Annotated in this window: 29 protein-coding genes and 4 tRNA genes; 13 read left to right on the forward strand and 20 right to left on the reverse strand. The window is 45.3% G+C overall.

All coding sequences use genetic code 11. From position 1 onward, the window contains the following. Nucleotides 1-760 precede the first annotated feature (760 nt). Both AC3AP5_RS05985 and AC3AP5_RS05990 read left to right on the forward strand, forming a co-directional pair. Nucleotides 761-1,345: a hypothetical protein gene (locus tag AC3AP5_RS05985; RefSeq protein ID WP_487327240.1), complete on the forward strand. Its 585-nt coding sequence runs from the start codon at nucleotides 761-763 to the stop codon at nucleotides 1,343-1,345. Further along, a complete protein-coding gene (locus AC3AP5_RS05990; protein ID WP_487327241.1) occupies nucleotides 1,338-1,523 on the forward strand; it encodes a hypothetical protein in 186 nt (61 codons plus the stop codon). Before AC3AP5_RS05985 ends, AC3AP5_RS05990 begins: the two co-directional genes overlap by 8 nt. Nucleotides 1,524-1,616: 93 nt before the next feature. Here the strand turns inward: AC3AP5_RS05990 and AC3AP5_RS05995 are convergent, their stop codons facing one another. The 11 genes from AC3AP5_RS05995 to AC3AP5_RS06045 all read right to left on the reverse strand — a co-directional run bounded on the left by AC3AP5_RS05995 (nucleotide 1,617) and on the right by AC3AP5_RS06045 (nucleotide 8,911). Next, nucleotides 1,617-2,498 carry a hypothetical protein gene (locus AC3AP5_RS05995; protein WP_487327242.1) on the reverse strand — a complete coding sequence of 294 codons (882 nt, stop codon included), beginning with the start codon at nucleotides 2,496-2,498 and terminating at the stop codon, nucleotides 1,617-1,619. A 107-nt stretch (nucleotides 2,499-2,605) separates the two neighbouring features. Then, nucleotides 2,606-2,692 (reverse strand) — tRNA-Leu (locus AC3AP5_RS06000). Between the two features lie 180 nt (nucleotides 2,693-2,872). After that, a tRNA-Cys gene (locus AC3AP5_RS06005) sits at nucleotides 2,873-2,946 on the reverse strand. A 7-nt stretch (nucleotides 2,947-2,953) separates the two neighbouring features. Further along, nucleotides 2,954-3,029, reverse strand: a tRNA-Gly gene (locus AC3AP5_RS06010). A 96-nt stretch (nucleotides 3,030-3,125) separates the two neighbouring features. Then, complete coding sequence (gene pgsA / locus AC3AP5_RS06015) at nucleotides 3,126-3,674, reverse strand: CDP-diacylglycerol--glycerol-3-phosphate 3-phosphatidyltransferase (protein WP_006955934.1); 549 nt, start codon at nucleotides 3,672-3,674, stop codon at nucleotides 3,126-3,128. Between the two features lie 48 nt (nucleotides 3,675-3,722). Continuing rightward, on the reverse strand, nucleotides 3,723-5,540 hold the full coding sequence (gene uvrC / locus AC3AP5_RS06020; protein WP_286681861.1) for an excinuclease ABC subunit UvrC: 1,818 nt from the start codon (nucleotides 5,538-5,540) through the stop codon (nucleotides 3,723-3,725). Continuing rightward, a complete protein-coding gene (locus AC3AP5_RS06025) occupies nucleotides 5,537-6,187 on the reverse strand; it encodes a LuxR C-terminal-related transcriptional regulator (protein WP_006955936.1) in 651 nt (216 codons plus the stop codon). The genes uvrC and AC3AP5_RS06025 overlap by 4 nt, the downstream gene beginning before the upstream one ends. A gap of 152 nt (nucleotides 6,188-6,339) precedes the next feature. Further along, the gene (locus AC3AP5_RS06030) at nucleotides 6,340-6,930 is read right to left on the reverse strand and encodes a DNA glycosylase family protein (RefSeq protein WP_286681860.1); all 591 of its coding nucleotides are present in this window, start codon (nucleotides 6,928-6,930) and stop codon (nucleotides 6,340-6,342) included. Beyond that, nucleotides 6,927-7,718 (reverse strand): acyl-CoA thioesterase, encoded by a 792-nt coding sequence (locus AC3AP5_RS06035; RefSeq protein ID WP_487327243.1) that lies wholly within the window; start codon nucleotides 7,716-7,718, stop codon nucleotides 6,927-6,929. The genes AC3AP5_RS06030 and AC3AP5_RS06035 overlap by 4 nt, the downstream gene beginning before the upstream one ends. A 15-nt stretch (nucleotides 7,719-7,733) precedes the next feature. Then, nucleotides 7,734-8,708 (reverse strand): DUF3667 domain-containing protein, encoded by a 975-nt coding sequence (locus AC3AP5_RS06040; protein ID WP_006955939.1) that lies wholly within the window; start codon nucleotides 8,706-8,708, stop codon nucleotides 7,734-7,736. A 111-nt stretch (nucleotides 8,709-8,819) separates the two neighbouring features. Then, nucleotides 8,820-8,911: transfer RNA gene (locus AC3AP5_RS06045), tRNA-Ser, on the reverse strand. 291 nt (nucleotides 8,912-9,202) lie between these two features. Here AC3AP5_RS06045 and AC3AP5_RS06050 point away from each other — a divergent pair. From AC3AP5_RS06050 to AC3AP5_RS06070, 5 genes are all read left to right on the forward strand, one after another. Then, the gene (locus AC3AP5_RS06050; protein WP_006955940.1) at nucleotides 9,203-9,871 is read left to right on the forward strand and encodes a Bax inhibitor-1/YccA family protein; all 669 of its coding nucleotides are present in this window, start codon (nucleotides 9,203-9,205) and stop codon (nucleotides 9,869-9,871) included. 75 nt (nucleotides 9,872-9,946) lie between these two features. Beyond that, complete coding sequence (locus tag AC3AP5_RS06055; RefSeq protein ID WP_487327244.1) at nucleotides 9,947-10,285, forward strand: DsrE/DsrF/TusD sulfur relay family protein; 339 nt, start codon at nucleotides 9,947-9,949, stop codon at nucleotides 10,283-10,285. Next, nucleotides 10,282-10,596, forward strand: a complete 315-nt coding sequence (locus tag AC3AP5_RS06060; RefSeq protein ID WP_286681857.1) for a hypothetical protein — start codon at nucleotides 10,282-10,284, stop codon at nucleotides 10,594-10,596. Before AC3AP5_RS06055 ends, AC3AP5_RS06060 begins: the two co-directional genes overlap by 4 nt. Then, the gene (locus AC3AP5_RS06065; RefSeq protein WP_487327245.1) at nucleotides 10,587-10,856 is read left to right on the forward strand and encodes a hypothetical protein; all 270 of its coding nucleotides are present in this window, start codon (nucleotides 10,587-10,589) and stop codon (nucleotides 10,854-10,856) included. The genes AC3AP5_RS06060 and AC3AP5_RS06065 overlap by 10 nt, the downstream gene beginning before the upstream one ends. Nucleotide 10,857: 1 nt before the next feature. After that, nucleotides 10,858-11,187: a TusE/DsrC/DsvC family sulfur relay protein gene (locus tag AC3AP5_RS06070; RefSeq protein ID WP_006955944.1), complete on the forward strand. Its 330-nt coding sequence runs from the start codon at nucleotides 10,858-10,860 to the stop codon at nucleotides 11,185-11,187. Between the two features lie 4 nt (nucleotides 11,188-11,191). Here the strand turns inward: AC3AP5_RS06070 and serS are convergent, their stop codons facing one another. From serS to lrp, 6 genes are all read right to left on the reverse strand, one after another. After that, nucleotides 11,192-12,484 (reverse strand): serine--tRNA ligase, encoded by a 1,293-nt coding sequence (gene serS / locus AC3AP5_RS06075; protein WP_006955945.1) that lies wholly within the window; start codon nucleotides 12,482-12,484, stop codon nucleotides 11,192-11,194. 16 nt (nucleotides 12,485-12,500) lie between these two features. Then, nucleotides 12,501-12,893 (reverse strand): fluoride efflux transporter CrcB, encoded by a 393-nt coding sequence (crcB, locus tag AC3AP5_RS06080; RefSeq protein WP_006955946.1) that lies wholly within the window; start codon nucleotides 12,891-12,893, stop codon nucleotides 12,501-12,503. Continuing rightward, nucleotides 12,880-14,235, reverse strand: a complete 1,356-nt coding sequence (locus AC3AP5_RS06085; RefSeq protein ID WP_487327246.1) for a replication-associated recombination protein A — start codon at nucleotides 14,233-14,235, stop codon at nucleotides 12,880-12,882. Before AC3AP5_RS06085 ends, crcB begins: the two co-directional genes overlap by 14 nt. Then, complete coding sequence (gene lolA / locus AC3AP5_RS06090; protein ID WP_487327247.1) at nucleotides 14,222-14,836, reverse strand: outer membrane lipoprotein periplasmic chaperone LolA; 615 nt, start codon at nucleotides 14,834-14,836, stop codon at nucleotides 14,222-14,224. Before lolA ends, AC3AP5_RS06085 begins: the two co-directional genes overlap by 14 nt. Before the next feature lies 1 nt (nucleotide 14,837). Beyond that, complete coding sequence (locus tag AC3AP5_RS06095) at nucleotides 14,838-17,294, reverse strand: DNA translocase FtsK (protein WP_487327248.1); 2,457 nt, start codon at nucleotides 17,292-17,294, stop codon at nucleotides 14,838-14,840. Between the two features lie 84 nt (nucleotides 17,295-17,378). Further along, nucleotides 17,379-17,870: a leucine-responsive transcriptional regulator Lrp gene (gene lrp, locus AC3AP5_RS06100; protein ID WP_071463781.1), complete on the reverse strand. Its 492-nt coding sequence runs from the start codon at nucleotides 17,868-17,870 to the stop codon at nucleotides 17,379-17,381. Between the two features lie 166 nt (nucleotides 17,871-18,036). On the opposite strand from lrp, the gene ald reads away from it, so the two are divergent. From ald to infA, 5 genes are all read left to right on the forward strand, one after another. Continuing rightward, nucleotides 18,037-19,164, forward strand: coding sequence for an alanine dehydrogenase (gene ald / locus AC3AP5_RS06105; RefSeq protein ID WP_487327249.1), 1,128 nt, complete (start codon nucleotides 18,037-18,039; stop codon nucleotides 19,162-19,164). A gap of 149 nt (nucleotides 19,165-19,313) precedes the next feature. Next, nucleotides 19,314-20,270 carry a thioredoxin-disulfide reductase gene (gene trxB, locus AC3AP5_RS06110; RefSeq protein WP_290613925.1) on the forward strand — a complete coding sequence of 319 codons (957 nt, stop codon included), beginning with the start codon at nucleotides 19,314-19,316 and terminating at the stop codon, nucleotides 20,268-20,270. A gap of 21 nt (nucleotides 20,271-20,291) precedes the next feature. After that, nucleotides 20,292-20,996 carry a leucyl/phenylalanyl-tRNA--protein transferase gene (gene aat, locus AC3AP5_RS06115; protein WP_290613923.1) on the forward strand — a complete coding sequence of 235 codons (705 nt, stop codon included), beginning with the start codon at nucleotides 20,292-20,294 and terminating at the stop codon, nucleotides 20,994-20,996. Next, complete coding sequence (locus AC3AP5_RS06120) at nucleotides 20,993-21,712, forward strand: arginyltransferase (RefSeq protein ID WP_487327250.1); 720 nt, start codon at nucleotides 20,993-20,995, stop codon at nucleotides 21,710-21,712. The genes aat and AC3AP5_RS06120 overlap by 4 nt, the downstream gene beginning before the upstream one ends. Nucleotides 21,713-21,761: 49 nt before the next feature. Beyond that, nucleotides 21,762-21,980 (forward strand): translation initiation factor IF-1, encoded by a 219-nt coding sequence (gene infA / locus AC3AP5_RS06125; RefSeq protein ID WP_071463778.1) that lies wholly within the window; start codon nucleotides 21,762-21,764, stop codon nucleotides 21,978-21,980. A 63-nt stretch (nucleotides 21,981-22,043) separates the two neighbouring features. Here the strand turns inward: infA and clpA are convergent, their stop codons facing one another. Together clpA and clpS are read right to left on the reverse strand one after the other, a co-directional pair. Beyond that, a complete protein-coding gene (clpA, locus tag AC3AP5_RS06130; RefSeq protein WP_290613919.1) occupies nucleotides 22,044-24,314 on the reverse strand; it encodes an ATP-dependent Clp protease ATP-binding subunit ClpA in 2,271 nt (756 codons plus the stop codon). 37 nt (nucleotides 24,315-24,351) lie between these two features. After that, entirely contained in the window at nucleotides 24,352-24,666 is a 315-nt protein-coding gene (clpS, locus tag AC3AP5_RS06135; protein WP_006955959.1) for an ATP-dependent Clp protease adapter ClpS, read from the reverse strand. A gap of 226 nt (nucleotides 24,667-24,892) precedes the next feature. On the opposite strand from clpS, the gene cspD reads away from it, so the two are divergent. Next, nucleotides 24,893-25,108, forward strand: a complete 216-nt coding sequence (cspD, locus tag AC3AP5_RS06140; RefSeq protein WP_071463775.1) for a cold shock domain-containing protein CspD — start codon at nucleotides 24,893-24,895, stop codon at nucleotides 25,106-25,108. A gap of 67 nt (nucleotides 25,109-25,175) precedes the next feature. On the opposite strand, the gene yejK is transcribed toward cspD, so the two are convergent. Beyond that, a complete protein-coding gene (gene yejK / locus AC3AP5_RS06145) occupies nucleotides 25,176-26,222 on the reverse strand; it encodes a nucleoid-associated protein YejK (protein WP_286681850.1) in 1,047 nt (348 codons plus the stop codon). Nucleotides 26,223-26,291: the final 69 nt, after the last annotated feature.

Raw genomic sequence — 26,291 nt, forward strand, 5'->3', positions numbered from 1 at the left:
ATAAATCAAGTTTTTAAAATACATTTCTTTTAAGAAAGGTTAACCCACGAATACCTATCTTAACGCAAAAACTACGTTTTAGCTGATAGGTCGCGGGTTTAAGAAAGTTCCTTTCTTAAAAATCTTTGCTGTTAAAAACCAATTATTTTTATACCGACCAGCGGCATAAAAAAATTAATTTTTAAGTCATTCAAAATATAAAATTTAGCTGCTGCTAATTTTCTATTTTTCATATAATAAATTTGGATGCTCATATTTATATTTTAAAAAATAGCAATGCTCTTTTTTCAAAATAAATATTTTTCGATTTCACCATAAAAATAAAAATCTTTGATTTTTATAACCAGAATAAAAAGAAAACTGCGATCAATATTTTCAGTATATCGTTAACAATCAAGAAAACATTTTAATAAAAATGATCGCTATAAGAATTCTTTAAAATTTAACTGTTATAAAATAAAAGAAGAGAATATTTTTTTATAATTTGAATATAACCGCTAAAAATCAATATTTTTTAACTGTTTTTTAATCTTTAAATCCTAATCTCTATGATTAGAACTCCTAACCTCTATGATTAGGTTTCCTAATCTCTATGATTAGTATTTATTTTTAATCCTAACCTCTATGATTAGTATTTATATATTTTCATAATTAATATTTTTAATTAAATAATACAAAATCCTAATTTTTTAAAATTAGGTATTGATTTTATTTAAAATTAATATACAGATGAATATATAACAAAAAATGAGGTATTAAAATGAATAATAATAATAATAAACAATCAAAAAGAAATATTAATAATTTCTTAAACAAAATGAAAAATACTGAAGATCAGTGGAAGTTTGAAAGATTTAAAAAAGAAAAAATATCAAAAGAATTCTCAGAAACTAAAACAGATGAAGAAGGTAATTCAAAAGAAAATAAAACCTTTAAAGATACTTATGTAATGAAAGAACCAGATTATATAAAACTATATATAAAAGATATTGTTTTATTAAGTGAATTACCAGTTTCTTTGACTGATTTCATCGTAGCTTTGTTGAAGAATATTAATTATAACGGTCAAATAGTTTTAAATTCATCTATTAAAAAACAATTAAAAGAGACTTTAAAATTAAGTTCTATTCAAGTTGTAGATAATAAATTAACTCAACTTAAAAAGGCCGATATTATAAGAACTGTTGATCGAGGTGTTTTTGCTGCCAACCCTTTCTTTTTCGGACGTGGAAAATGGGAAGATATAAGAGAACAAAGAGATAACTGGATCAAAATTTCTTATAAAGATAATAAAAAATCTATACAAACAAGTTTTTCAGAAAATGAGGAGGATTATAATGAGTAATAATAATAATGATAACGATAATTTTAATTTGGGCGGGGTAGCTTTATATTTAGGTATAATGATGTGGATTTTTATGTTATTAAAAATGAATCAAATAACAGGTGAGATCTGTATATCACCACTTGATTATATTTTTAACTCACATCTTATTGAAGAATGTTTAAAAGAAGAAGAATAACAATTTTAAGCCCTTTTAAGCCCCTTTAAGGGCTTTTTTTATTGTTTTAGTATGTTTACCTATCAGATATAAAAAAACGCCTTAAAAGGCGTTTTAATACTTATCTGGTATTTTTTTATAAGCTCTGCTGATTATCGTATTTATAAAATTAGAATACTGATTTTTATCTATATAATCCAATTCTGATCTTCTTTTTAAAATTTTATGAATACGTTTGATTATCAACCAATCTTTAAACATTAATCTATCTGTATCAGATCTTTTATATGATAATAGAAGTTCGATCAAATCTTCTTTTTTTAACTGGTTGTATTCACGTATAATAGTACTAATTTCTCTCAGTTCGTCCCTGCCTTTAAACATTAAATATTTCATTCTTGAACGTTCAATAAAGTTTTTATATTTCTTGCTGTTATGAATATCTAAATATTCTTCGACATAAAACTCACCGACCAAAGAACTAACCTTTTCATCAACTTCTAATGAAATATAACGATCTGCTATTGTTAAATAATCTTCTGGTAAATTACTTAGATGAACTACAACGTCAATTGTGTCATCAATAGACATATCTATAATTCTTTCTTCAATTTCGACTATATCGAACATTTTTAAATCGTTATTTCGTCTTTCAATCATCTTTTCAAAATCTTCCATATAAAGTAATGGAAGATAAATTTCCCATTCGAATTGTCTTATTTTAAAGGTTAAAAGACAATGTTCCTCTTCGTTTTCGTCGTAAACTTCTCTTTCTAAATCGAACTGGTACGCTGATTCAAGATCTATTTCAAATTCTTCTTCGTGTTCTTCTTCAGTTTCATAATCTTCAGAAATATAATTAATTCTTATTATATCTTTATCTAAATAATCCGTATCGATGTAGAAATCGAAAAATATTTTGTTCCAAAAATTACCACGACCTACAATTAAACTGTATTTTTCTCTATCTGTAAGGTATTTATTTTTATCGATCATAAATTTAACTTCTTAGTGTGATTTTTAATAAAATTAGATAACCTTAATTAAAAGAGAAGTAAAAATCAATAAGGATATAGATATATCGAGAAAGGTAAAAAAATAGATGGTGCGGCCGGACGGACTTGAACCGTCACGCTTTTACAAGCGAGAGATTTTAAATCTCTTGTGTCTACCAATTCCACCACGGCCGCAAAGCTTGCCGATTTACTGTTATATATAACACACTATAACAGCAATATCTGAAAAGATTTTAAAAAATTAAGTCAATAAAATCAAGGCTTTAAACCTATTTTTTGACTTACACACAAAGAATTTTAAATCCCTTGTGTCTACCAATTCCACCACCCGGGCACTAAAAGTAAACCAAGTCATGGAGGCGGGTCCCGGAGTCGAACCGAGATCCACGGATTTGCAATCCGCTGCATAGCCATTCTGCCAACCCGCCGATGGTTTGGAGCGGGAAACGAGACTCGAACTCGCGACCCCAACCTTGGCAAGGTTGTGCTCTACCAACTGAGCTATTCCCGCATCGCCATCTGCCGTCGCATTCTACTGTTTAAATGAAATACGTCAACGACTTTTTGTGATTTTTGTGACTGTTTGGCTATTTTTAGCGCAAACCTATCAATTTCTAGTCAATTGTGACCCTGCAGCGCGTAAATATTCCCACATCGACCATAATGTAAGAACAAATGCAGTAAAGAACAAAACGATTGAAATCCAGAATGTCCAGATATTTGCGTCCCACAAAAGACCGATTAACGCGACCATTTGTGCAATGGTTTTTAATTTGCCTAAATTAGATACCGCTACTTTATCCCGATTGCCTCGTTGCGCCATCCATTCACGTAGTGCACTCACAATGAGCTCGCGACAGATCATGGTTAATGCCGGTACAGTGATATACCACGCGTTGTAATCTTCAACCAGTACGACTAATGCTGCGATAACCATTGCTTTATCGGCAACGGGATCGAGAAATGCACCAAACTCAGTAAACTGATTAAATTGACGAGCAATCCAGCCATCGAGCGCATCGGTAATTGCGGCGAGCCAAAAAATAAACGCCGACCAAAAACGAGCATCTTCAAACGGTAAATAAAACACAATCAAAAATACCGGGATTAATAAAATCCTAAAACTCGTCAAAATATTTGGGATATTCCACTTCATTATCCGCAATCCTTTTTTTAGCTCAGTGGCACGGTCGCCCTGCTGTCGCTATCGAAATGAGTAATATATTTTTTCAGCCAGTGCACGACTAATACCCGGGACATTGGCTAGTTGGTCAATACTAGCGTTTTTTACCTCTTGTAATCCACCAAGATTTTTTAAAATCTTTTGCCGACGCTTAGCGCCAATGCCCTCGATCTCTTCTAAACTCGACGTTCGCTTGACTTTATTACGCTTCTGGCGGTGCCCTGTTATGGCGAATCGGTGCGATTCATCGCGTATATGCTGGATTAAATGCAATGCGCTGGCATCCTTATTCAAAGGAATCGTTTCGTGGCTTCCTGCCATGATCAATGTCTCTAATCCGGGCTTACGGGACTCCCCTTTTGCGACACCTATCAGCATAGGCGCGTCTTTACCCCAATCGGCAAAGTAGTTCTCGGCTTGCGCCAGTTGTCCTTTACCACCGTCGATAAACAAAATATCAGGAATGTTGCCGTTTTCCTTGGCGTTGTCATAACGCTTAGCCAGTGCCTTCGCCATCGCGGCGTAATCATCGCCAGGCGTGATTCCGGTAATATTATAGCGTCTGTAATCCGATTTCTTGGGTCCGTTTTGGTCAAACACCACGCAGGATGCGACCGTTTGCTGACCCATAGTATGACTGATGTCAAAACATTCCATGCGCTGAATCGGGATCCCGAGTTCAAGCACTTGCTGAAGCGCTGATGTTCGACGATTCATGGTGCTTTGTTGATTCAGTTTACCTTCCAACGCATTAACGGCGTTTTTCTTAGCGAGCTGCTGGTATTGCTTGCGCTCTCCGCGCACGTTATGAAGTAAACGGACTTTGCGACCGACGGCTTCGCCGAGTACCTCACCTAGCACAGGATCGTGTTTGATCTCATCGGGTAGCACAATTTCGGCGGGAGTTTTGCGCCCAGAACTTTGGTTTAGGTAGAACTGCAATAAGAAGGCTTGAAGGACTTCTTCATCCGATGTATCCGCCGGTACTTTAGGAAAATAACTGCGGCTACCTTGTAAGTGATTATCACGGATAAACAGCATTTGTACGGTGGTTACACCGTTACCGCGCGCAAAACCGATGACGTCGAGCTCCTCTTGCGCCCCCGTCACTGAGTTACGTTCTTGGGTACGTCTTAGCATGGCAATTTGATCGCGGTAGCGTGCCGCGCGCTCAAAGTCGAGCGACTCACTGGCGTTTTCCATGCGCGTTACAAGCTGATCAATGACCTGTTGGTTCTTGCCGTTGAGAAACTGCCGTGCCAGTTGCACTTGCTCATCGTATTCCTCATCTGTGCAGACGTTCACGCAAGGCGCTAAGCACCTTTTCAGCTGATACTGTAAACACGGACGGCTGCGGGCTCGGTAATAGGCATCCTCGCACTGACGAATAGGAAATAACTTTTGCATCAGTCGCAGACTCTCGCGCACCGCGGCTCCGTTAGGAAACGGACCAAAATACTCACCCTTTTGGCGCCGCGCACCGCGATGAAAACCTAATCGCGGATGCGTATGATCGGTCATAATAATGTAGGGATAGGACTTATCGTCGCGTAGTAAGACGTTATAACGCGGGCGATATTTTTTGATATAGGTATTCTCGAGAATAAGCGCTTCGGCTTCGGTATTGGTGACCGTGACATCCATGTCGGCAATTTGCTTAACTAAGACTTGTGTCTTCACGCGATCGACTTTCTCACGGAAGTAGCTCGATACGCGTTTTCTTAAGTCTTTGGCTTTGCCGACATAGATGACATCGCCTGACTCATCATACATGCGATAAACGCCGGGCTGATGAGTCAGGTGTCTCAGAAAGTTTTCTGCATCAAATTGGTTGCTCATACACCTTCAAATTCTAATAGTTCAACGAGTCCCGCTCGTAATGCTAGATGGGACAATTGTACATCACTATTAATATTAAGCTTTGCAAAAATTCGATACCTAAATGTATTGATCGTTTTACTGCTGATGCACAAATGCTCCGCGATTTCACTTACGCGCACGCCACGACCGATCATTTGCATGACTTGAAGTTCTCGGTCACTCAGTTGCTCAACAATATTACGTCGTTTATCGCCATACGGGTTTTTGGCTAAGTATTCGGCAATCGGTGCCGCCACAAATACGGAGCCCTGACGCAAAGACGATATCGCGGTAACCAATTCTTGGCTACTGCCCGACTCGAGCAAGTAGCCGTCGACTTCTTGCACGCCGCATTGAAAATCTAACACGTCTTGATAGCATTTCCCCCACACAATGAGCTTGATGTCTTCGTGGCGGCGTTTTAGTCGACGCCAATTTTCTACTGTCGCATCACCTGCTAAGGAGCAGCCCAACACCACGATTGAATTGGGGTGTTCATTTACCGCTAAGCGCAACTGCGGCATGGATTCGACCGTTTCGACTTCATCAGAAAAGTTTTGTTCGACTACGGTGCGCATCCCTGCGCTAACAATAGGGTTGTTGATTGCTAAAATAATTTTCGCCATTTTTGCATAATTCCTCTCAACAATTGATTGAACATAGGTTTTGCTGATTAAAGCGAGAATAAATTTGAGCAAAAATGGCGATTTATCAAGTTGAAAATCGAACATTTTGTTAACTAAACTCAGTCGATTTTCTGTGAAGTCTCGATTTGAAGTTAAATCCGTTTCTGATCGAGTAATTGCCACAAATAGCAGGCTAGATAGGATCTATAAGGTGTCGCTCGATCGGGAATAATGATGACGTCGCGTTCTTTCAACAACGCAATAGCTTTTCGTAGTGAACTATCCTGAATAGGAAAAAGATCCTCATGAGCAAAATGAAACATCGCCAAGATCGATGCCGACCAAGGACCCACGCCTTTTATCTGCTGAACTTCCCGTAAGAGATCATCACAATCCAATAGCGGCCACTGCTGCATTTTTTCGCGCGATTGTTGCCAATAAGCTTCAATAGCCCCCACCGCGACCGCCTTATTACGACTTAACCCACATTCTAATAAGTCATCGTAACTTAATTGTGCAATTCGCACGCCCTGCTCAGCCGCGCGTGCTTCGACGCGTGAAATAATGGTTTTAGATGCCTGTAAGCTCAACATTTGCCGCATCACAATACGAGGCAATGCCTCGATCGGTGCCATGTCTGAAGGGGTTAACGGTTCAACATGGTCCTGCTCAAGCAGGACCAGTTCAAAACCTGGCTGGGTTGATAACAGGTGTTGCTTGACGTCGCTTGCTTTTTCACTCATGCAAACACCGTAAAGGTTTGGCGGCTAATCGCAAACAATTCGCCCTGCTCATCCCATAATCCGGCACGGCTATGCCCGTAGCCATCGGCGGCATATTCAATCGTCGCCAAGTAACGCCACCATGCGGTGGTTTGCTTTTCTGACAACCGCTTATCAGGAAACTCAATGGTCCAAGTGAGCGATGAAGCCGGTGCGGGCTTTTTCAAACGCGGCAGTACGGCCGGTGGCCACGCATCCACTAAACCTAGAACAGCCGCAATAGTCATTTCGTGCTGTTCGTTTCTAAACCTTACCCAACCGCCGAATTCACGCTCGACTTGACCGCTAAACGGCATACCGCCGCGTAAAATACGATAGTCGAAATGTTTAGCAAATTCAGGCGTTACGGGCGAATCGGGAATCCCCATACCTTGTTCGGGGGCAGCAAACTCAGGCGCAGGCTCTTGGTCTTCAAACACCTGCGACTGGCGTGCTTTACCTAAGCTTGCCAGTGCAAATAAGGTCACTTCGCCATTTTGAATAATTTGCGCACTGACCTGCACAACCGAGGATCCCTGACGTAATATAGTCAGCGATAAATCCGCACTCCCGGGCGCCGTTGGCGCTACAAAAGACACGTTAAATGCGCGCATGTGATAAGCCGCATCAAACTGCTTAAGAATAAAATCAGCGGCAATACCGGCGCTAAACCCACCAAAAAATGCACGCCCTTGCGCCCACCCTTCAGGTAACTCAATACTTTGTTGATGTTTATCTTTTACAATCTGCGCTAACGTTTCAAAAAACATACAAACCTCGTTAGGTTAACTACTCAGCAAGCCCAGCACGACCAGTGCTAAGAAAGCGGCTGCTATTAAAAAGACATAAATAAAAGAGCAAATGAAAAACTTAAAGAGCGTCATGGGCCATGACTGCTGATAAAACAGTTTCTGGGTAAACAGCAGGTACGCCACCATCCACATCAGCAGTATGTTCTCGGCGTAACTGGCAAGCTCATCAATCCATGGATAGTCGAATTGTGTACTCAACCAAGCCGCACTGGAATCCGTAATTGTCAGCATCATAAACGACAACAACAAAAAGGCATGGGTGTGCAACGCAACAGCCAAGTGCTCAATGTAATAATGCTTACTGAAGGGGTAGCACAGTTTAAGCAATAGTGCCCAGAACGGGAGCATGAGCAACATCGCTTGAGGCGCGTTCCCCACTAGCCGCTCAATAAATGCGTCAGGATTCTGTTGCATTAACTTAAGCTTTTGCTCAAGCAACTTTTCATCCTCGGCATCTAATAACGGAAACTCCTTTAAATCGAGATTGAGCGTTGCCGGCTCTTCATCCGGTGGTGTTATATCCGCAGTGGGTTCCTTCTGTGTCGCCAAAACTGCGTCGGCTTTATCAATCTGCTGTTGAATTTCGGCTTGTTGCTCAGGCGATAGGTCTTGATTGACTTGTGGCGTAAAGTCGACCAACGCACGCATTACCATGAACGAAATCAACGACATGAAGAAATACATACGTAACGGGGGCACGTATGAGGCATGCCGTCCTCGGACAAATTCAAGTGACAAGAAGCCTGGACGCATAAATAAGCCGCTGAGCGTTCGGTAAAACCGAGAGTCCCAATGACCCAATTCGCCCATTAAGTCGCCGACAACGGCAAATATACTGCGTAAGTAGCGTTTATCCTGCTGACCACAACGATGACAATACTCACCTTGAAGGGGGGTATCACAGTTTTTGCATAAAATGTGGGTCGCGGGTGGTTGGCTCGCTTCCATGAGGCGCACTCCATCTCTTATTATTGCCTCAGTATATTCAGCAACGCATGTGAAGTACAATAGTAGGCTAAAACGAAAAAAGCCCGCTCGATGAGCGGGCTTTTCGAAATTTGGCGGAGAGGGAGGGATTCGAACCCCCGGTGGGTGTGAACCCACGCCTGATTTCAAGTCAGGTGCATTCAACCGAGCTCTGCCACCTCTCCGTTGTCCTTGGGGCTTTCCCCTGAAGACGAGGCGAATATTAAAGACCTTCGCGGCGCTTGTAAAGTAAAAATTTAAATAAAGTCGTCAAATATGGTTCGTTTGGCGATGATTTAATCAAAGCGATCACTTTTCGAGCTAACTCGCGGTAATAAACCGAATTTCCTACCTAAGAAACTACTTTAAAGGTAGTATCAGTACCCATATACTAAGGGTATACAAGCATCATTTATAAAGAAACTTTTTAAAAAATTTTGAGTCTTAAAAACTAGCGTTAATCAACGGAGAAAACTATGAACGATCGTAGTCAGATGTATGTCGGTCAGCAGCAGGTTGCCGGCTCAGTGAATAAGGTGTTACGTAACACCTATGCACTGCTTGCCATGACACTTGCTTTTAGTGCTGTGACGGCAACAATTAGCACCATGATGAATTTGCCTTATCCAGGCTTTTTCATCACCTTGATTCTTTATGTTGGTTTGCTGTTTGGTATTCATAAAACCAAAGACAGCGCCATGGGCATCGTTTTGACCTTCGCCCTTACCGGGTTCTTGGGTTATACCTTAGGTCCACTACTTAATATGGCGTTGCAAATGCCAGGTGGTGGCGAGATGGTTGCAACCGCTTTAGGTGGCACCGCATTGACGTTCTTTGCGACATCAGGTTATGTACTGAGTACTAAGAAAGACATGTCTAAGCTCGGCGGTTTAATTACTGCGGGTATCATCATGGTGGTTGTAGCGATGCTCGCTAACTTCTTCTTCCAGATGCCTGCGTTGCAATTAGCACTGTCGGCTATCATGATCCCATTGATGGCGATGTTGATTATGTATCAAACCAGTGAAATTATTCACGGCGGCGAGCGTAACTACATCTTAGCCACGGTAACTTTGTATGTTTCGCTTTATAACTTGTTCGTTAACTTGCTAACATTATTGATGGCATTTAACGGCGACGATTAAACACACACAATAGCGTGTTTAATTGAGCCCCGCCTTTTGCGGGGCTTTTTTTTACCAATAGACTCATTGAGCATCATGAACCTGACACTCATTATCAAAGCAGGTATGCACGCCGATGCACGACATCGCGCGGCGCTGCGCTTTGCAGAACAAGCAATTAACGATGGCTATACGCTGACGGGCGTTTTCTTCTACGCCGATGCGGTGAGCCTTGCCAGCGCCGCTGCGGCCAACAACCCGTACAGCCAAAGCTGGTGTGGGCTGGCAGGACAGCATCACTTCGACTTGGTGGTCTGTCATACGGCTGCAGAACGTCAGGGTATTGAGCAATTTAACCCCGCCTTTGAACCTGCGGGACTCACTCAGTTGGTAAATTGGATGAATACGGCGGATAAAGTGGTGACCTTATCATGAGTAAGAACTATGCCATTGTTCAATTAAGCCCTGAACTTGAATGCGCCCGTTCAGCGCTCGATTTAGTCTTATCGCTCGCCAGCTTAGATCAGTCAGTACAACTCATCATGCTGGATAATGCGTGGATGTCGTTACAGTCTGAGCTTCATAAACGCTACGGTATGTTAGAACTACTCGATGCCGAGCCTATCTTGATAGCTAGCGATTTTGAGCCCCAACTGGATAACGATGATATTGAATTCGAGTGGACAGCCAAACGCGATTTAAACGCCTTACTGCTTAATTTTGCGGAGGTGATCACATGCAACTAAATTCCACTCATTGGCTTCAAACGCGCCCCCTCATTAGTTGGCTTGAGCAACAGCACGCATTGCTCACTGAGCATACCGCGATCCTCCTGACCGCTGATTCTGCAAAGGACTTACCCGCGACGTGTCCCCAGGCTTTGCAATTGTGTAAAATAGTCATCCCAGCGCATGAGATGGCTATAGCACCGGTCGATTGGGTCGAGGTGATTAGCGATGCTCAATGGGTGGAGCTTATAACGCATACGCAACATTGGATTTGGTAGTATGATTGAATTTAACGGTAAGCAGTACGAAACCGACAAACACAACTATTTAGCTCACCTTGACGATTGGAGCGAGCCGCTCGCTCTGCATTTTGCTGAGCTTGAGAATATCGAGATGACGCCTGCTCATTGGGAAGTGGTGCATTTTGTGCAGGATTTTTATCGCGAATATGACACCAGCCCGGCCATGCGTGTGCTGGTAAAAGCGATGAAGAAGAAACTCGGCGAAGAAAAAGCAAACAGCCGATATCTCTACCGACTGTTTCCTAAAGGGCCTGCTAAACAGGCAACACGCATTGCGGGCTTACCCAAACCCGCGAAGTGTATTTAACCGATCACGCCTCAATGCGCTCGATACCACCCATGTACGGGCGCAATACTTCTGGAATCACAATTGAACCATCGGCTTGTTGATAATTCTCGAGTAATGCCACCAAGGTACGTCCTACTGCCAGGCCTGAGCCATTTAACGTGTGCAATAACTCGGGTTTCTTCGCGCCTTTACGACGGAAACGTGCTTGCATACGACGCGCTTGGAAATCACCCATGTTTGAGCATGAGCTAATCTCACGATAGGTATTTTGCGCCGGTAACCAAACTTCAAGATCGTAGGTTTTAGTTGCACCAAAGCCCATGTCACCAGTACACAACAACACTTTACGATACGCTAAGCCAAGCTTTTGTAAGATGGTTTCAGCGTGCTGGGTGAGCTGCTCAAGCGCATCCATTGACTGCTCTGGGTGCGCGAGCCAAACCAACTCTACTTTATCAAACTGATGCTGACGAATCAGACCGCGCGTATCACGACCGTGTGAACCGGCTTCACTGCGGAAGCATGGTGTATGCGCGGTTAATTTTACTGGCAATTCAGCTTCATCGAAAATCTCATCACGCGCTAAATTAGTGAGTGGCACTTCAGCGGTTGGAATCAGTGACAGTGGGATCTGCTCTTCTGTCTCACCCTGAATATGGAACAGGTCTTTACCAAATTTAGGTAACTGCCCCGTGCCATAAAGGCTGTCATGATTTACTAAATAAGGTACATAGGTTTCAGCGTAACCATGGGCTTCTGTATGCGTATCCAACATGAACTGGGTCAATGCACGATGCAGACGCGCAATCTTGCCACGCATCACGACAAAGCGCGCGCCGGTTAATTTAGCTGCGGCTTCAAAATCCATACCTTTTGCCAAGGCTTCAGCCAATTCAACATGATCTTTGGGTTCAAAATCCAGTTGCGGAGGCTCACCCCACACGCTGATTTCTTGATTTTCCGATTCATCTTTACCCTCAGGCACGCCTTCAGCTGGCAAGTTGGGCACACCCATAATCAACGCGCCGAGTTTGTCTTGTACTTCACGCAGCTCTTCTTTTGCTGCATCAAGCTGTGAACCTAAATCACTCACCGCGTCTAATAACGGCTGGATATCCTCACCCGCCTGCTTTGCCTTACCAATCGCTTTCGAGCGACTGTTACGCTCAGCCTGCAACTGCTCAGTTTTTACTTGGATCGATTTGCGCTGTTCTTCGAGTGCTTGAATCTCATCGATGTTCAGCTCAAAGCCGCGTGTTTTTAAACGCTCAGCGGTTTGTTGCAGTTCCTCGCGGAAATATTTTGCATCTAGCATGGATATCCTACTTCACTTAATTCGGTTTAATGATAAAGAAATTATACAACGCCATGGCTGCTGCGACACCTAGCACGCAGAGTCCCACGTTGAGTACGATATTTACTGAGGCTCGCCCCCACTCACCTTGAGTCGCCAACTGCACCACTTCAACCGAGAACGTGGAGAACGTTGTGAAGGCTCCGAGCAAGCCAACGCCGACAAATAACCGCACGGACTCTGAGAGTCCTTGATGTTGCACATGTGCGTATACAGCGCCTAATAAAAAAGAACCTATTATGTTAACGATCAACGTCGCAAAAGGGAACCGCCAACCCGTGCTTAACATCAATAAAGCCACGCCGTGCCGTGCACTTGCGCCAATCGCGCCACCCGCGGCGACCATTAACCATTGACTAAGGCTTGTCATCAGACTTTCCTCGTTGCCATTCGCTACGTTCGTCTTGTTGACGAAGCCAGAGCAGTTTGTCTTTAATTTTTATTTCTAAACCACGCGGTTCAGGCTGATAGAAGTATGCGTCTGCGAGCGCATCCGGTAAGTAGCGCTCTCCTGCCACATAGGCATTAGGATAATTATGAGCATAACGGTAATCTTCACCGTAGCCTTGCTCTTTATGAATCTTGGTCGGTGCATTACGCAAATGGCTCGGCACCTCAGCCGTTGGGTGAGCTTTTGCGGCCGCGACGGCAGCTTTAAACGCATTGTAAACGGCGTTACTTTTCGCAGCACTGGCACAATACACTACCGCTTGTGCAATCGCCCGTTCACCCTCTGCGGGACCGACACGGTGAAACGTATCCCATGCATTTAAGGCAATCTGTAATGCACGCGGGTCGGCATTACCGATATCTTCCGATGCAATGGCGAGTAGTCTTCTTGCGACAATCAAAGGGTCACCGCCCCCGACAAGAATACGTGCATACCAATACAGTGCGCCGTCGGGTGATGACCCACGCACTGACTTATGAAATGCCGATAAGATGTCGTAGAAATGATCACCTTTATTATCAAAGGCCGCTTGCTGCTCGCCGACTGCGTGCAAGAGTAATTCGGTGTTAAGCTCAGCCTCGCCTTCGGATAAATAATCCGCTGCAACTTCAAGGTAGTTGAGCATGCGGCGTGCATCACCGCTCGCTAAGTCCAGCAGCCTGTCTTCCGCTTCTGGGGTGAGCCTGATGTGACGCGCGCCTAGACCGCGCTCAGGATCTTGCAAGGTGCGCTGTAAAAGCGCTCGCAAATCTTCAGCCTTGATAGATTCAAGACGATACACGCGGGCGCGTGACAATAGTGCATTGTTGAGCTCAAAACCGGGATTTTCAGTCGTTGCACCAACAAAGATTACCGTGCCATCTTCGATAAAAGGTAGGAAAGCATCTTGTTGGCTTTTATTAAACCGATGTACCTCATCGACAAACAGTAAGGTGCGGCGACCTTGTTGCTGAGCGCGCTGTTTTGCTTCATCAATGGCTTGGCGAATCTCTTTCACACCTGAGGTAATAGCACTTAAACGTGATACGGTCGCATCGGCGGAGGTCGCCATGAGTTCTGCCAGAGTGGTTTTGCCTGTTCCGGGCGGTCCCCACAAAATCATTGAGTGCAAACGTCCTTGCGCGACCGCTTGCCACAGGGGTTTACCTTCGGCAAGTAGATGTGTTTGACCTACATACTCGTCCAGCGACTGCGCACGCATTCGCGCAGCCAGTGGCCTAAAGTCATGTTCTTCTTCAAACGCCAGTTCACCGTTGGTCATCGACCTCGACACCTTCAGGGATAGCAAATTGGAATAGGTCGGTCGGCAAGCGTTCGTTCATTACCACATCAGTGAGTGCGATAGTGGTGGTATCCCCTTGCTTTTGTTTAAGCACGATACGAGTCAACTTATCTCCGGTGAAGCTCAAGTTTAGCTCGCTACCAGTATTCTCGTTCACCACTTCAAACGCGCCCTCTGCACTGTCATAAGTCACGTCAAACTGCTGCCAACGCTCTTTTGAGCCTTCCATCAACAATAACAATGGACTGTTTTCAACTGCATTACTCTGGGCATAAACAGTGACTTGCTCAACAAACGGATTGTAGTACCAAACCGATTCACCATCTGCGATAAGCAAGGTGTCATCGGGGGGATTACTACGCCAACGCAACATCGCAGGTCGTTGCAACGCCAGTTCACCGGTGAGGCTTTGTAATACCTCACCACTACTGCCGGTAACCGTTTGTTCAAAGCTGGCTTGCACACTCTCGAGTTGCTGCATTTTATCTTGCAACTGCTGTTTGGCTTGTTCTGTTGCCCAACTTAAGGGGCTCATTACCACACTCGCGATAAGCGCCAGTGCGATTCCATACTGCTTCATATTAATCCCTCGGTGGTCTCGGTGCGAGTACATCACGCTGGCCATTATTGCCAGCACTACTTACGACACCCGACATTTCCATTTGTTCGACGATACGCGCCGCGCGGTTATAACCAATTCTGAATTTACGTTGTACACTCGACACAGAAACACGCTGGGTCTCGGTCACGAAGGCAACCGCCTCATCATATAAAGGATCCGATTCAGCCTCGTCCATTTCTTGTTGCTCACCCGGTAATAACGCGTCTTCGCCTTGATCACCCGAAAGGATTTCCTCGAGGTAATTCGGTTTACCGCGTTTCTTCCAATCCGCAACCACCGCGTGTACTTCGTGGTCATCAACAAAGGCGCCGTGCACACGGACGGGTGAACCGCTGCCCGGAGGCAAATACAACATATCACCCTGCCCTAATAGCTGCTCCGCGCCCGGCTGATCGAGAATGGTGCGTGAGTCGACTTTTGACGATACTTGGAACGCAATACGCGTAGGAATATTGGCTTTAATCAAACCGGTAATAACATCCACCGATGGCCGCTGCGTTGCCAAAATTAAATGAATACCTGCCGCACGCGCTTTCTGCGCAATGCGCGCGATCAGTTCTTCGACTTTTTTACCGACAATCATCATCATATCGGCAAATTCATCGATGACTACGACGATATTCGGCAGTTTTTCGAGCTCAGGCGGCATTTCATCCATCGAATCACCCGGCTTCCAAATAGGATCTTTGAGCGGTTCACCCGCTTCTTTAGCGGCCACGACTTTGGCGTTGTAGCCTTTAAGATTGCGCACACCTAAGGCCGACATGAGTTTATAACGGCGTTCCATTTCGCCCACACACCAACGCAAGGCATTGGCGGCGTCTTTCATATCTGTGACCACTTCCGTCAGTAGGTGTGGAATCCCCTCATACACCGACAATTCGAGCATTTTCGGGTCAATCATAATCAGGCGAACATCTTCCGGTGTGCTCTTGTAGAGCAAGCTTAAGATCATCACATTCACACCGACTGATTTACCCGAACCTGTTGTACCTGCCACCAATAAGTGAGGCATCTTCGCCAAGTCAACAACCACAGGCGAACCCGCAATATTTTTACCAAGAATCATGGTCAGCGGCGATTGGCTGTTTTGAAACGCGTCGCGATGAATAACTTCACTGAGCTGAACCACTTCACGGTGTTTATTAGGTAACTCCAAACCAACATAGGATTTACCCGGAATGACTTCAACCACGCGCACGGCGACGGCTGATAGCGTACGAGCAATATCCTTCGCTAAGTTAGAAATCTTCGATACTTTAACACCGGGGGCAAGATCGAGCTCAAAGCGGGTGATCACAGGACCTGGCTGCACGTTGGCAACGGTAACATCAACGCCAAAGTCTTTGAGAACGGTTTCAACCGTGCGTGACACTTGGTCAAGTTCTTCTTGTGTAATGGGGTTCTCTTGCTTATTCGGTCTATCGAGCAACTCAATCGAAGGTAATGGTGGTAACGCTTCCGTCTCGTTACTTTGGGTATCGCCCTGCCCTGCTTGCTCGACTGGCGATTCAGGTTGTGCTTTGGTTTCCGTTGCGGCTTCAGGCTCACTGCGTTTACGTGCTTCCGCCGCCTGTTTAGAAAACCGAGGCGCATCGCTGTCGTCTAAGACAGGATCCGGTTCGAACGGCGGCTCGTCCTCTTTATCTATTTCGTGTTCATCTAATGCCGACAATGAAGGTAAGTTCAGTACAGGTTCTTGCTTGGCCTCCGCCTTTTGCTCAACTAGTGTGGATTCATCCCAATCCGAAGTATCGAGCGTATCATCGTCGTGTTCGTTGTCAGCTGCTGCCTTTTTAGTATCGCGATCGCGACCTTTAGTGCCATCCGACTGCCATACGCTGCGAATACGTTCATAACACCATAGTGCACCAGTAATGCATAACTCACCGAGCTTATCGGCGACCTGCAGCCAGCTAATTCCGGTCACCAATGTCAGCCCGGTGGCTAAAAATGTCAGTAATAAGATGGTTGAGCCGACAAAATTCAAGTACGGCATCACCGAGGCTGCGATTACGTCACCAAATACGCCACCGGCTGAAAAGTAATAAATATCATCAAAGTTAATAGAAGAGAGTGCGGCCGCACCAATGAGCGTGAGCATGGCACCGACGAGGCGCAAACTAACAGCCAAATAGTCGAGTTCGAGTAGTTGATGGGTTTTACGAAATAACATATAACCCAGCCCGGCAAACGCGAAAGGCACTAAATAAGCTACAAACCCAAACGAAAATAGCAGTACATCGGCGAGCCATGCACCAACGGCGCCACCGGCATTATTAATAGAGCCTTCAAAGCCCGTCTGTGACCAACTCGGATCGGCGGGGTTAAAACTCACTAAAGCGAGAAATAGAAAAATCGCGAGCGCGCCGCTGATCAGTAAGCCAGCTTCTAATAATCGTTGTACACCTGTCATTGCTCGTCTTATGCTTCCTGTCATTGGGATCTTATTATAGTGGAGGCTCTCTGCCCCCGATTGTAGCGAATCTCGCTATTAATGTTAGCCCTTTACTAGAACTTTATTCTCTTGTTTTACTTCTTCCATTACAACATAGGTACGCGATTCGTCGACACCCGGCATCATCAGCAAGGTTTCACCGAGTAATTTACGGTAAGCGCGCATGTCAGGTACCCGCGCCTTAATGAGGAAATCAAAGTCCCCTGCCACTAAATGACATTCCAAAATCTCTTCGGTTTTACGCGCCGCCTCACTGAATTCAGCGAAAGCATCCGCCGATGTACGCGACAAGGTAATTTCGACAAACACCATCAAGTTAGCGCCGAGCTTGGCTGGGTTAATACGGGCATGGTAACTCTCTATAACACCCTCTCGCTCAAGCTTTTTTACCCTTTCTAAACAAGCCGTTGCGCTCAACCCCACTCGCTTCGCAAGCGCCACGTTGGCAATACGTCCATCGTCTTGCAGTATGCGTAAGATCTTACGGTCAATTCTGTCAATAGTGATTTCATCGGTGTTTTCTGGAAATCTCATGATTTTATCGCGTCATTTGATTAGTTAACCCTAATATATCACTATAAACTAGGTTAAAAAAAGTGCGTAATCCAGTTTGTTTTCAGTCTATAATTGCGCCACGAAATTTACCAATCACATCAGCAGATAAAACGCACTCAATGCGTGTCAATTATAGAGGGTGAGTATGTTAATAGGTGTTCCTAAGGAAATTAAAAACCACGAGTATCGTATCGGTTTAACGCCTGCAGCTGTTCGCGAATATGTTGCGAATGGTCACGACGTTATCGTTGAAAACAACGGCGGTGCTGCGATTGGTTTTACTAACGAAGACTATCAAGCCGCAGGTGCTTCAATTGTTGAAACGCCAGAAGAGATCTTCGAGCGTGCTGATATGATTGTCAAAGTTAAGGAACCTCAGCCAAACGAATGTAAGATGTTACGTGAAGGCCAAATCCTTTACACCTTCTTGCACTTGGCACCTGATCCAACACAAACTAAATTATTGGCTGAATCAGGTTGTACTGCTATCGCATACGAGACAGTCACTGATAACCGCAATGGTCTTCCGCTTTTAGCACCTATGAGCGAAGTTGCGGGTCGCATGTCAATTCAAGCAGGCGCGCATTACCTTGAAAAAGCGCACGGCGGCAGCGGCACATTGCTAGGTGGCGTTCCTGGCGTTGCGCCGGGCAAAGTACTCATCATCGGTGGTGGTGTTGTCGGAACTAACGCTGCGAAAATGGCGTTGGGCTTAGGCGCTGACGTCACCATTCTTGACCGCTCATTGCCGCGTCTACGCGAGATCGATGATATCTTCAATGGTCAAGTCACCACGATCTATTCAACCGTAGATGCTATCGACAAGTATTCACGTGAAGCTGATTTAGTTGTTGGCGCAGTGCTGATTCCTGGCGCAGCGGCACCTAAACTCTTGACGCGCGAGCACATCAAAAACATGAAGCCAGGTTCAGTGTTGGTCGACGTTGCGATTGACCAAGGTGGTTGTTTCGAAACTTCATACGCAACAACGCACCAAGACCCGGTATACGTGATTGACGATGTTGTTCACTACTGTGTTGCAAACATGCCAGGCGGTGTTGCACGTACGTCAACTATCGCGCTTAACAATGCAACCTTGCCTTACGGTATCGCGTTGGCTAACAAAGGCAACCAAGCCATGTTAGAAAGCGAACATCTGTTGCGTGGTTTGAACATGCACGGTGGTAAAATCACTTATAAAGCGGTCCACGATGACTTAGGCGAAGAATTAAGCCTCGACTACATCGATCCGCGTGAAGCGCTCTCTAAATAATTAGACAAGTAAGCGCAACTGAACAGAAAAGCTCACCTAAAATGGTGAGCTTTTTTTATGTTGTTCTTGTGCCTTTTCCTTGCAATCCATACAATCGACCCCATAGCTAAACATATAACTGAAACACATTCTGTAGTAGGAGCAACACCATGGCTGAAGCCAAGCATTGTAAACTTTTGATTTTGGGTTCTGGGCCTGCGGGCTATACCGCCGCAGTCTATGCTGCGCGCGCAAACCTTGACCCGGTATTGGTCACCGGTATGCAACAAGGTGGTCAGCTAACGACCACTACCGACGTTGAAAACTGGCCGGGCGATGCTGAAGGGTTAACCGGACCTGATTTAATGGTGCGCATGCAGCAGCACGCCGAGCGCTTTGATACAGAAATCGTGTTTGACCACATCAACAAAGTCGACTTCTCAGAGCGCCCTTTCCGCTTAAAAGGCGATGTAGGCGAATATACGGCTGACTCAGTGATTATCTCAACCGGCGCATCCGCCAAATATCTGGGTTTGGACTCAGAAGAGGCGTTTATGGGCAAAGGCGTTTCTGCTTGCGCAACCTGTGACGGCTTTTTCTATAAGAATCAAAAAGTATGTGTCGTCGGTGGCGGTAATACTGCGGTCGAAGAAGCGCTTTATCTGTCTAATATTGCCAGTGAAGTGCATGTCATTCACCGCCGTGACTCATTCCGTTCTGAGAAGATCTTGTCGGATCGTCTGATGGAAAAAGCCGAGAGCGGTAACGTGACCTTGCACTTGAATAAAACCTTAGACGAAGTCTTAGGTGATGACTCAGGCGTGACAGGTGTTCGCATCAAAGACACGAAAGACGGTAGTACGTCGGAGCTAGATGTTGCTGGTTGCTTTATTGCTATCGGTCACCAGCCCAACACAGGCTTATTCGACGGCCAACTCGAAATGAACAACGGCTATATCGTCGTTCAAAGCGGCCTTGAGGGTAACGCAACTGCAACCAGCATTCCGGGCGTATTTGCCGCCGGTGATGTCATGGACCACGTGTATCGCCAAGCCATTACCTCGGCAGGTACGGGTTGTATGGCGGCACTGGATGCTGAACGTTATCTGGACGCATTAACTAAATAATCCTATTGTGAGTCGCCGCCTATGATAGTCGAGCTGAGTCCTAGCTCAGTCAGCTTTCCGCCAGTGTCGATGGCACTGGCAGAGCCTAACGGCTTACTCGCCGTGGGCGGCGACCTCTCAGAGGCACGCTTGGTGAGTGCCTATCGCTCAGGTATTTTCCCGTGGTTTGCGGCCGATGATCCGATTTTATGGTGGTCCCCCAATCCTCGCGCTGTTTTTGTACCTGGCGATATCCATTGCTCGCGTTCGTTAAAGAAAGCCATGCGACGCCAACCTTGGCGAGTCACACTGAACCGTGCCTTTGAAGAGGTAATTGATGAGTGTGCAACAATACGCGCCGAGCACGAAGGCACATGGATTACCGAACCTATGCGTGAGGCGTATATTGAACTGCATAGAAAAGGACATGCCCATTCGGTTGAAGTTTGGCTAGATAATTCGTTGGTCGGTGGCTTATATGGTGTCAGTGTCGGTCGTCTGTTTTGTGGCGAAAGTATGTTTCACCGTGCGACTAACGCATCTAAAGTGGCTTTGCACTGTTTTGCGAACGCCTTTGTTGAGCACGGGGGTCAATTAATTGATTGCCAAATGGAAAATCCCCATTTAACGTCACTCGGCGCGGTGCCAATGGCCCGCGAGCATTTTCTAGAGCAATTATTTGCGTTACGCGATCGCCCACTAACTGACGACTTTTGGTCGTTAGGAGATATTAGTCGTTATTTATGAGTGTTAAACTCGGTATTACAGGCACCCGCCCCTGTGGTTATCTCAAGGATCAGGAAGAGCGTTTAATCGTTACCGTTGCCGACGAAGAAACACCCATGAATGCTCATTTGTATGAGCACTTAATGGCACACGGGTTTCGTCGTAGCCATAACGATGTGTATCGTCCCCACTGTGAATCCTGCCAAGCCTGCGAATCGCTTCGTATACCGGTCAGCGATTTTAGTTTCAGCAAAAACCAAAAGCGAGTGTTACATAAAAATCGCGATTTAGTACTTTCAGTTGTCGAAAAGCCTCAACCTGACTATACCTCACTCTTTTGTCGCTTTATTGAGGAACGTCACGCCGATGGCGCAATGTATCCGCCCGATCCAGAATCATTTTGGCTTTGGTGTGATGCTGATTGGATGAAACCGCAGTTTTTTGAATGGCGCGATAGTGCGGGCGAGTTAATGATGGTGAGTATCGTTGATGTGCTCAGTTGTTCTAGCTCTGCCATGTACACATTTTTTGAGCCGGATGAAGCTAAGCGCTCGCTAGGCACCTACTCTATTTTGAGTTTAATCGAGTGGACAGAGGCGCAAGGACTCGATTATCTCTACCTTGGATACCAAATTGATAACTGCGATAAGATGAACTACAAGGCCCGTTTTACACCAAATGAACGGCTTATTGGCAATCAATGGAAAAAAGCGGTAAAATCTAACACACAAAAATGAACCCTATGCGTACAATGTGCGCTCATTAGTTAAATTCTAGAGGATTTTAATGGCGAAAGAAGACAGCATTGAAATGCAAGGAACCGTATTGGACACCTTGCCAAATACTATGTTTCGAGTTGAACTAGAGAACGGTCACGTTGTGACTGCACACATCTCTGGCAAAATGCGTAAGCACTACATCCGTATTTTAACGGGTGATACTGTAACCGTTCAGCTTACCCCTTACGACTTGAGTAAAGGACGCATCGTCTTCCGCGCCCGTTAATCACGGTTCAAATAAAAAAGGGGCGAAACGCCCCTTTTTTATTATTCGAACTAACTCAGTCGATTAACTTTCGATAGTTTCATTAGTGCTGTCGTAATCAAATTTCAGCTCGTCGTTGTTATCTAAGGATACTTTGACCTGACCACCGCGTGTTAAATGACCAAACAAGATCTCGTTTGCCAATGGTTTTTTCAGGTGTTCCTGAATAATTCGACCCATCGGACGTGCGCCCATTTGCTTGTCGTAGCCTTTCTTCGCAAGCCAATCGATTGCTTTGGATTCAACCTCAAGAGACACCCCTTTACGGTCTAACTGTGCTTGCAACTCGGTGATAAACTTATCGACCACCTGCAAGATAACCTCTTCACTTAGATGGTTAAACCACACGATACCATCAAGACGGTTACGGAACTCCGGCGTAAAGGTACGGTTGATTTCTGCCATCGCATCGTGACTGTGGTCCTGTTGCTTAAAGCCAATTGACTTACGAACTGTCTCACGCACACCCGCGTTAGTCGTCATCACAATAATGACATTACGGAAATCCGCCTTACGACCGTTGTTATCCGTCAACGTGCCGTTATCCATCACCTGCAACAAGATGTTGTAAACATCCGGGTGGGCTTTCTCGATCTCATCAAGCAGCAATACCGAATGAGGCTGTTTAATCACTGCGTCAGTTAACAACCCGCCTTGATCAAAACCGACATAACCTGGAGGCGCACCAATCAAACGACTGACTGCGTGACGCTCCATATACTCCGACATATCGAAGCGAATGAGTTCAATACCCATTGCTTTGGCAAGTTGCTGAGTCACCTCAGTTTTACCCACGCCTGTGGGACCTGCGAACAAAAACGACCCGATAGGGGTGTGTTCATTGCCAAGCCCTGACCGCGATAAACGAATCGCAGAACTCAGTTTGTCGATCGCTTCATCCTGACCAAACACCACCATCTTCAAGTTGCGATCGAGCTGCTTGAGAATGTCTTGGTCTGTGCGTGAAACCGACTGCTCTGGTATACGTGCGATCTTAGCGATAATCGCCTCGATATCTTGCACACCGACGGTCTTCTTACGCTTAGACGGAGGTAACAAACGTTGTTGCGCGCCCGCCTCGTCCATCACATCAATCGCCTTATCGGGCAAATGACGCTCATTAATGTATTTTGCCGCAAGCTCAGCCGCTGCTTTAATCGCGGGCTGGGTGTAACGAATACCGTGATGGTCTTCGTAGCGCTCTTTCAAGCCCATCAAAATTTTAGTGGTATCTTCCACGCTCGGTTCACTGACATCCACTTTTTGGAATCGACGCACTAACGCGCGATCTTTTTCAAAGATGTTTTTGAACTCGGTATAGGTGGTTGAGCCAATACACTTAAGCTGACCACTTGAAAGCAATGGTTTTAGCAAGTTAGAGGCATCTAGCACACCGCCACTGGCCGCGCCGGCACCGATAATCGTATGGATCTCATCGATAAAAAGAATAGCGTGCTCTTTCTCACCTAACTCTTTGAGAAGCTGTTTGAAGCGCTTTTCAAAGTCACCGCGGTACTTTGTACCCGCCAATAAGCCGCCCATATCCAGCGAGTAGATAACCGCTTCCTCAAGAATATCGGGTACCTGTTTATTTACGATACGATACGCAAGCCCCTCGGCAATAGCCGTTTTACCTACACCGGCCTCGCCGACCAATAATGGATTATTTTTACGACGACGGCATAAAATTTGTGCGCAGCGTTCCAGCTCGTCATCACGCCCAATAAGTGGATCGATCTTACCCTCTTGCGCCTGCACATTAAGGTTCGTACAAAAACGTTTAAGGTGGGTTTGCTGCTCTTCACTTGCCGCAGCCATTTCCTCTTCATCGGCAATATGTTCGTCCATTGGCTCGTCTTGAGAGCGCGCGATGCCATGTGAGATATAATTAACGATATCTAAACGAGTGATATCATGCTTGTTCAGCAAATAGACGGCTTGTGACTCTTGTTCACTGAAAATCGCCACCAACACGTTCGCGCCACTCACTTCGGCATTACCAGAAGACTGAACGTGAAATACCGCTCGCTGTAACACCCGCTGAAATCCGAGTGTCGGTTGTGTATCGGCGCCATCATCTTGCTCATCAAAGGTCGGTGTGCTGCGGTCGATGTAACTGATAAGTTCTTCTTTCAGTTGTTCAAAATTGAGTCCGCACGCGCGCAAAACTTCGGCTGCGTCTGGATTATCGAGCAAAGCCACGAGCAAATGCTCAACCGTCATTAGTTCATGACGACGCTCACGCGCCAGTCTGAACGCATCGTTCAAGGTAAGTTCTAACGCCTTGTTTAACATACCACTCTCCTTACCGTACTACGGCTGTGCTCGAATCTTACTCATGCTCCATGGTACAGAGCAACGGGTGCTGGTTTTCACGAGCGTACTGATTGACCTGCACCACTTTTGTCTCAGCTATCTCTGCTGAGTAAACCCCACACACCGCTTTCCCTTTATAGTGCACCTGCAACATGGTGTCTGTGGCTCTTTCGTTATTCATACGAAAAAACCTTATCAGCACCTCTATTACAAAGTCCATCGGTGTATAGTCATCATTATTCAATATGACCTTATACATCGAGGGTGGTTTCAGTTCGTGTTTACTTTCTTCCTCAACATCATATACGTGTTGATGATCAAACTGGCTCATGAATTAACAACCTATTATCACTATAGCTGATTTGTCTAATCTCGCTGGACAATTTTTGTTTATTTTTTTAACAAAAATGTCGATTTTTTCATCACATCTACTTGACTATTATACTCTGTGTCCTAGAGTAAAACATGGTGTTGGATGATGAAATTTTCAACCACACTTACGACAACCAAGTCTAATAATAACAAAATTCTTTTCGATAGAAGAAGGAAGTAGATGTATGGCAACCGGAAAAGTCAAATGGTTCAATAACTCCAAAGGTTTTGGCTTTATTGAGAGTGAGGACCGCGAGGGTGACATTTTCGCTCATTACTCAACAATCGATATGGAAGGCTATCGCACATTAAAAGCCGGTCAAACCGTAGAGTTTGAACTCGAGGAAGGTCCAAAAGGACTGCATGCCTCAAACATTGTTCCTCACGCGGACAAACAATAAGAAGCCTACTTGCAAAACGCCGCAATGCGGCGTTTTGCAATTCTAGCCTCTTAAGAATCAATACCCCTTAAGAGTCAATACCAAAGTAACGACGCAATTGGTCGCGCAAATTAGGAGGCGTGCCATGAATCGTTAGTTTATCTGTCTCCGGATCATACTCTATACGCTCGCCCAGCTGCGTATGATCAAATGCCACACTCACGCCGCCACCTTGGCCTTGAAATTTAACCAATTTTCGTAGCGTAGACCGATCCGTAGGAAAGGACTCATCCAGTGCAGGTTTATCCTCTTGTGAGAGCGCTTGCGTAAACTCTTCAAAGCTACGTTCGGTCGGCTGTGCTTGAGAGAAATGCTCTGACAAGTCTTTGACCTTGACGTCTTCACCCTGCTTCCATTGTTGGTCGCAATATTCATAAGCCACCGCATTAAGCGATTGGCGTTGCTCCGGTGGCAGTTCTGCTTGCTTACCAAACTCTGTTACTGCATCCACCAAACGTTTAGTTTGCGACTTAGCATCGAGCCGTTCAGTACAGCCCAAGAAATCCAAGAAAAAGTCAGATACCTTGCGTCCAGCGCGACCCTTAATAAAAGAAATATAACGTTGGCTCTCGGGATCGGTTTGCCATTCAGTCAGATCAATCCGCGCTGCCAGTTGTACCTTACTAATGTCTAATTGTGATGACCGGTCAACAGCTAAGTTAGGGTTAATCGTCACGCCTACTTTTACTGGTAAAAACGCCACTAACAGATAATCAGTGCTTAGGTGTTGATACCGCGTCACTAATAAAAAGCCCGCTTCAAGCATTTGATAGTTCTGCAGTTGCTCTAACAAGAGCTTAGCCGCCTGCTGGCTTAACTCAACAAATTCTAGCTCTTGTGCTTGCCACTGTTTAAGCAGTACTGGGAAATCACTGACTTCTTCCGCCTCGTCGGCCTCTGTTAAGAAGCTAGCGTAGCCTTTAGCTGGTTTACTGGTATAAACCGTGGTCAGCTCCTCGAGTAACTCGTGCAGTTGCTCATCATCAGATAAAGGTTCTGGCGCGAGACGCAAACCAATTTGGTCATCATGGCTGTAAAACTGGTGAATAATGCTATTTTCAATGGCCAGTTGCATAACTAGGACTATCCTTGCAAAATCGCTGTGTTAGACTATTTGGCAGATTGTAGCACGGGATAGACACAG

This window comes from Idiomarina sp. D18 (genome assembly GCF_057748155.1).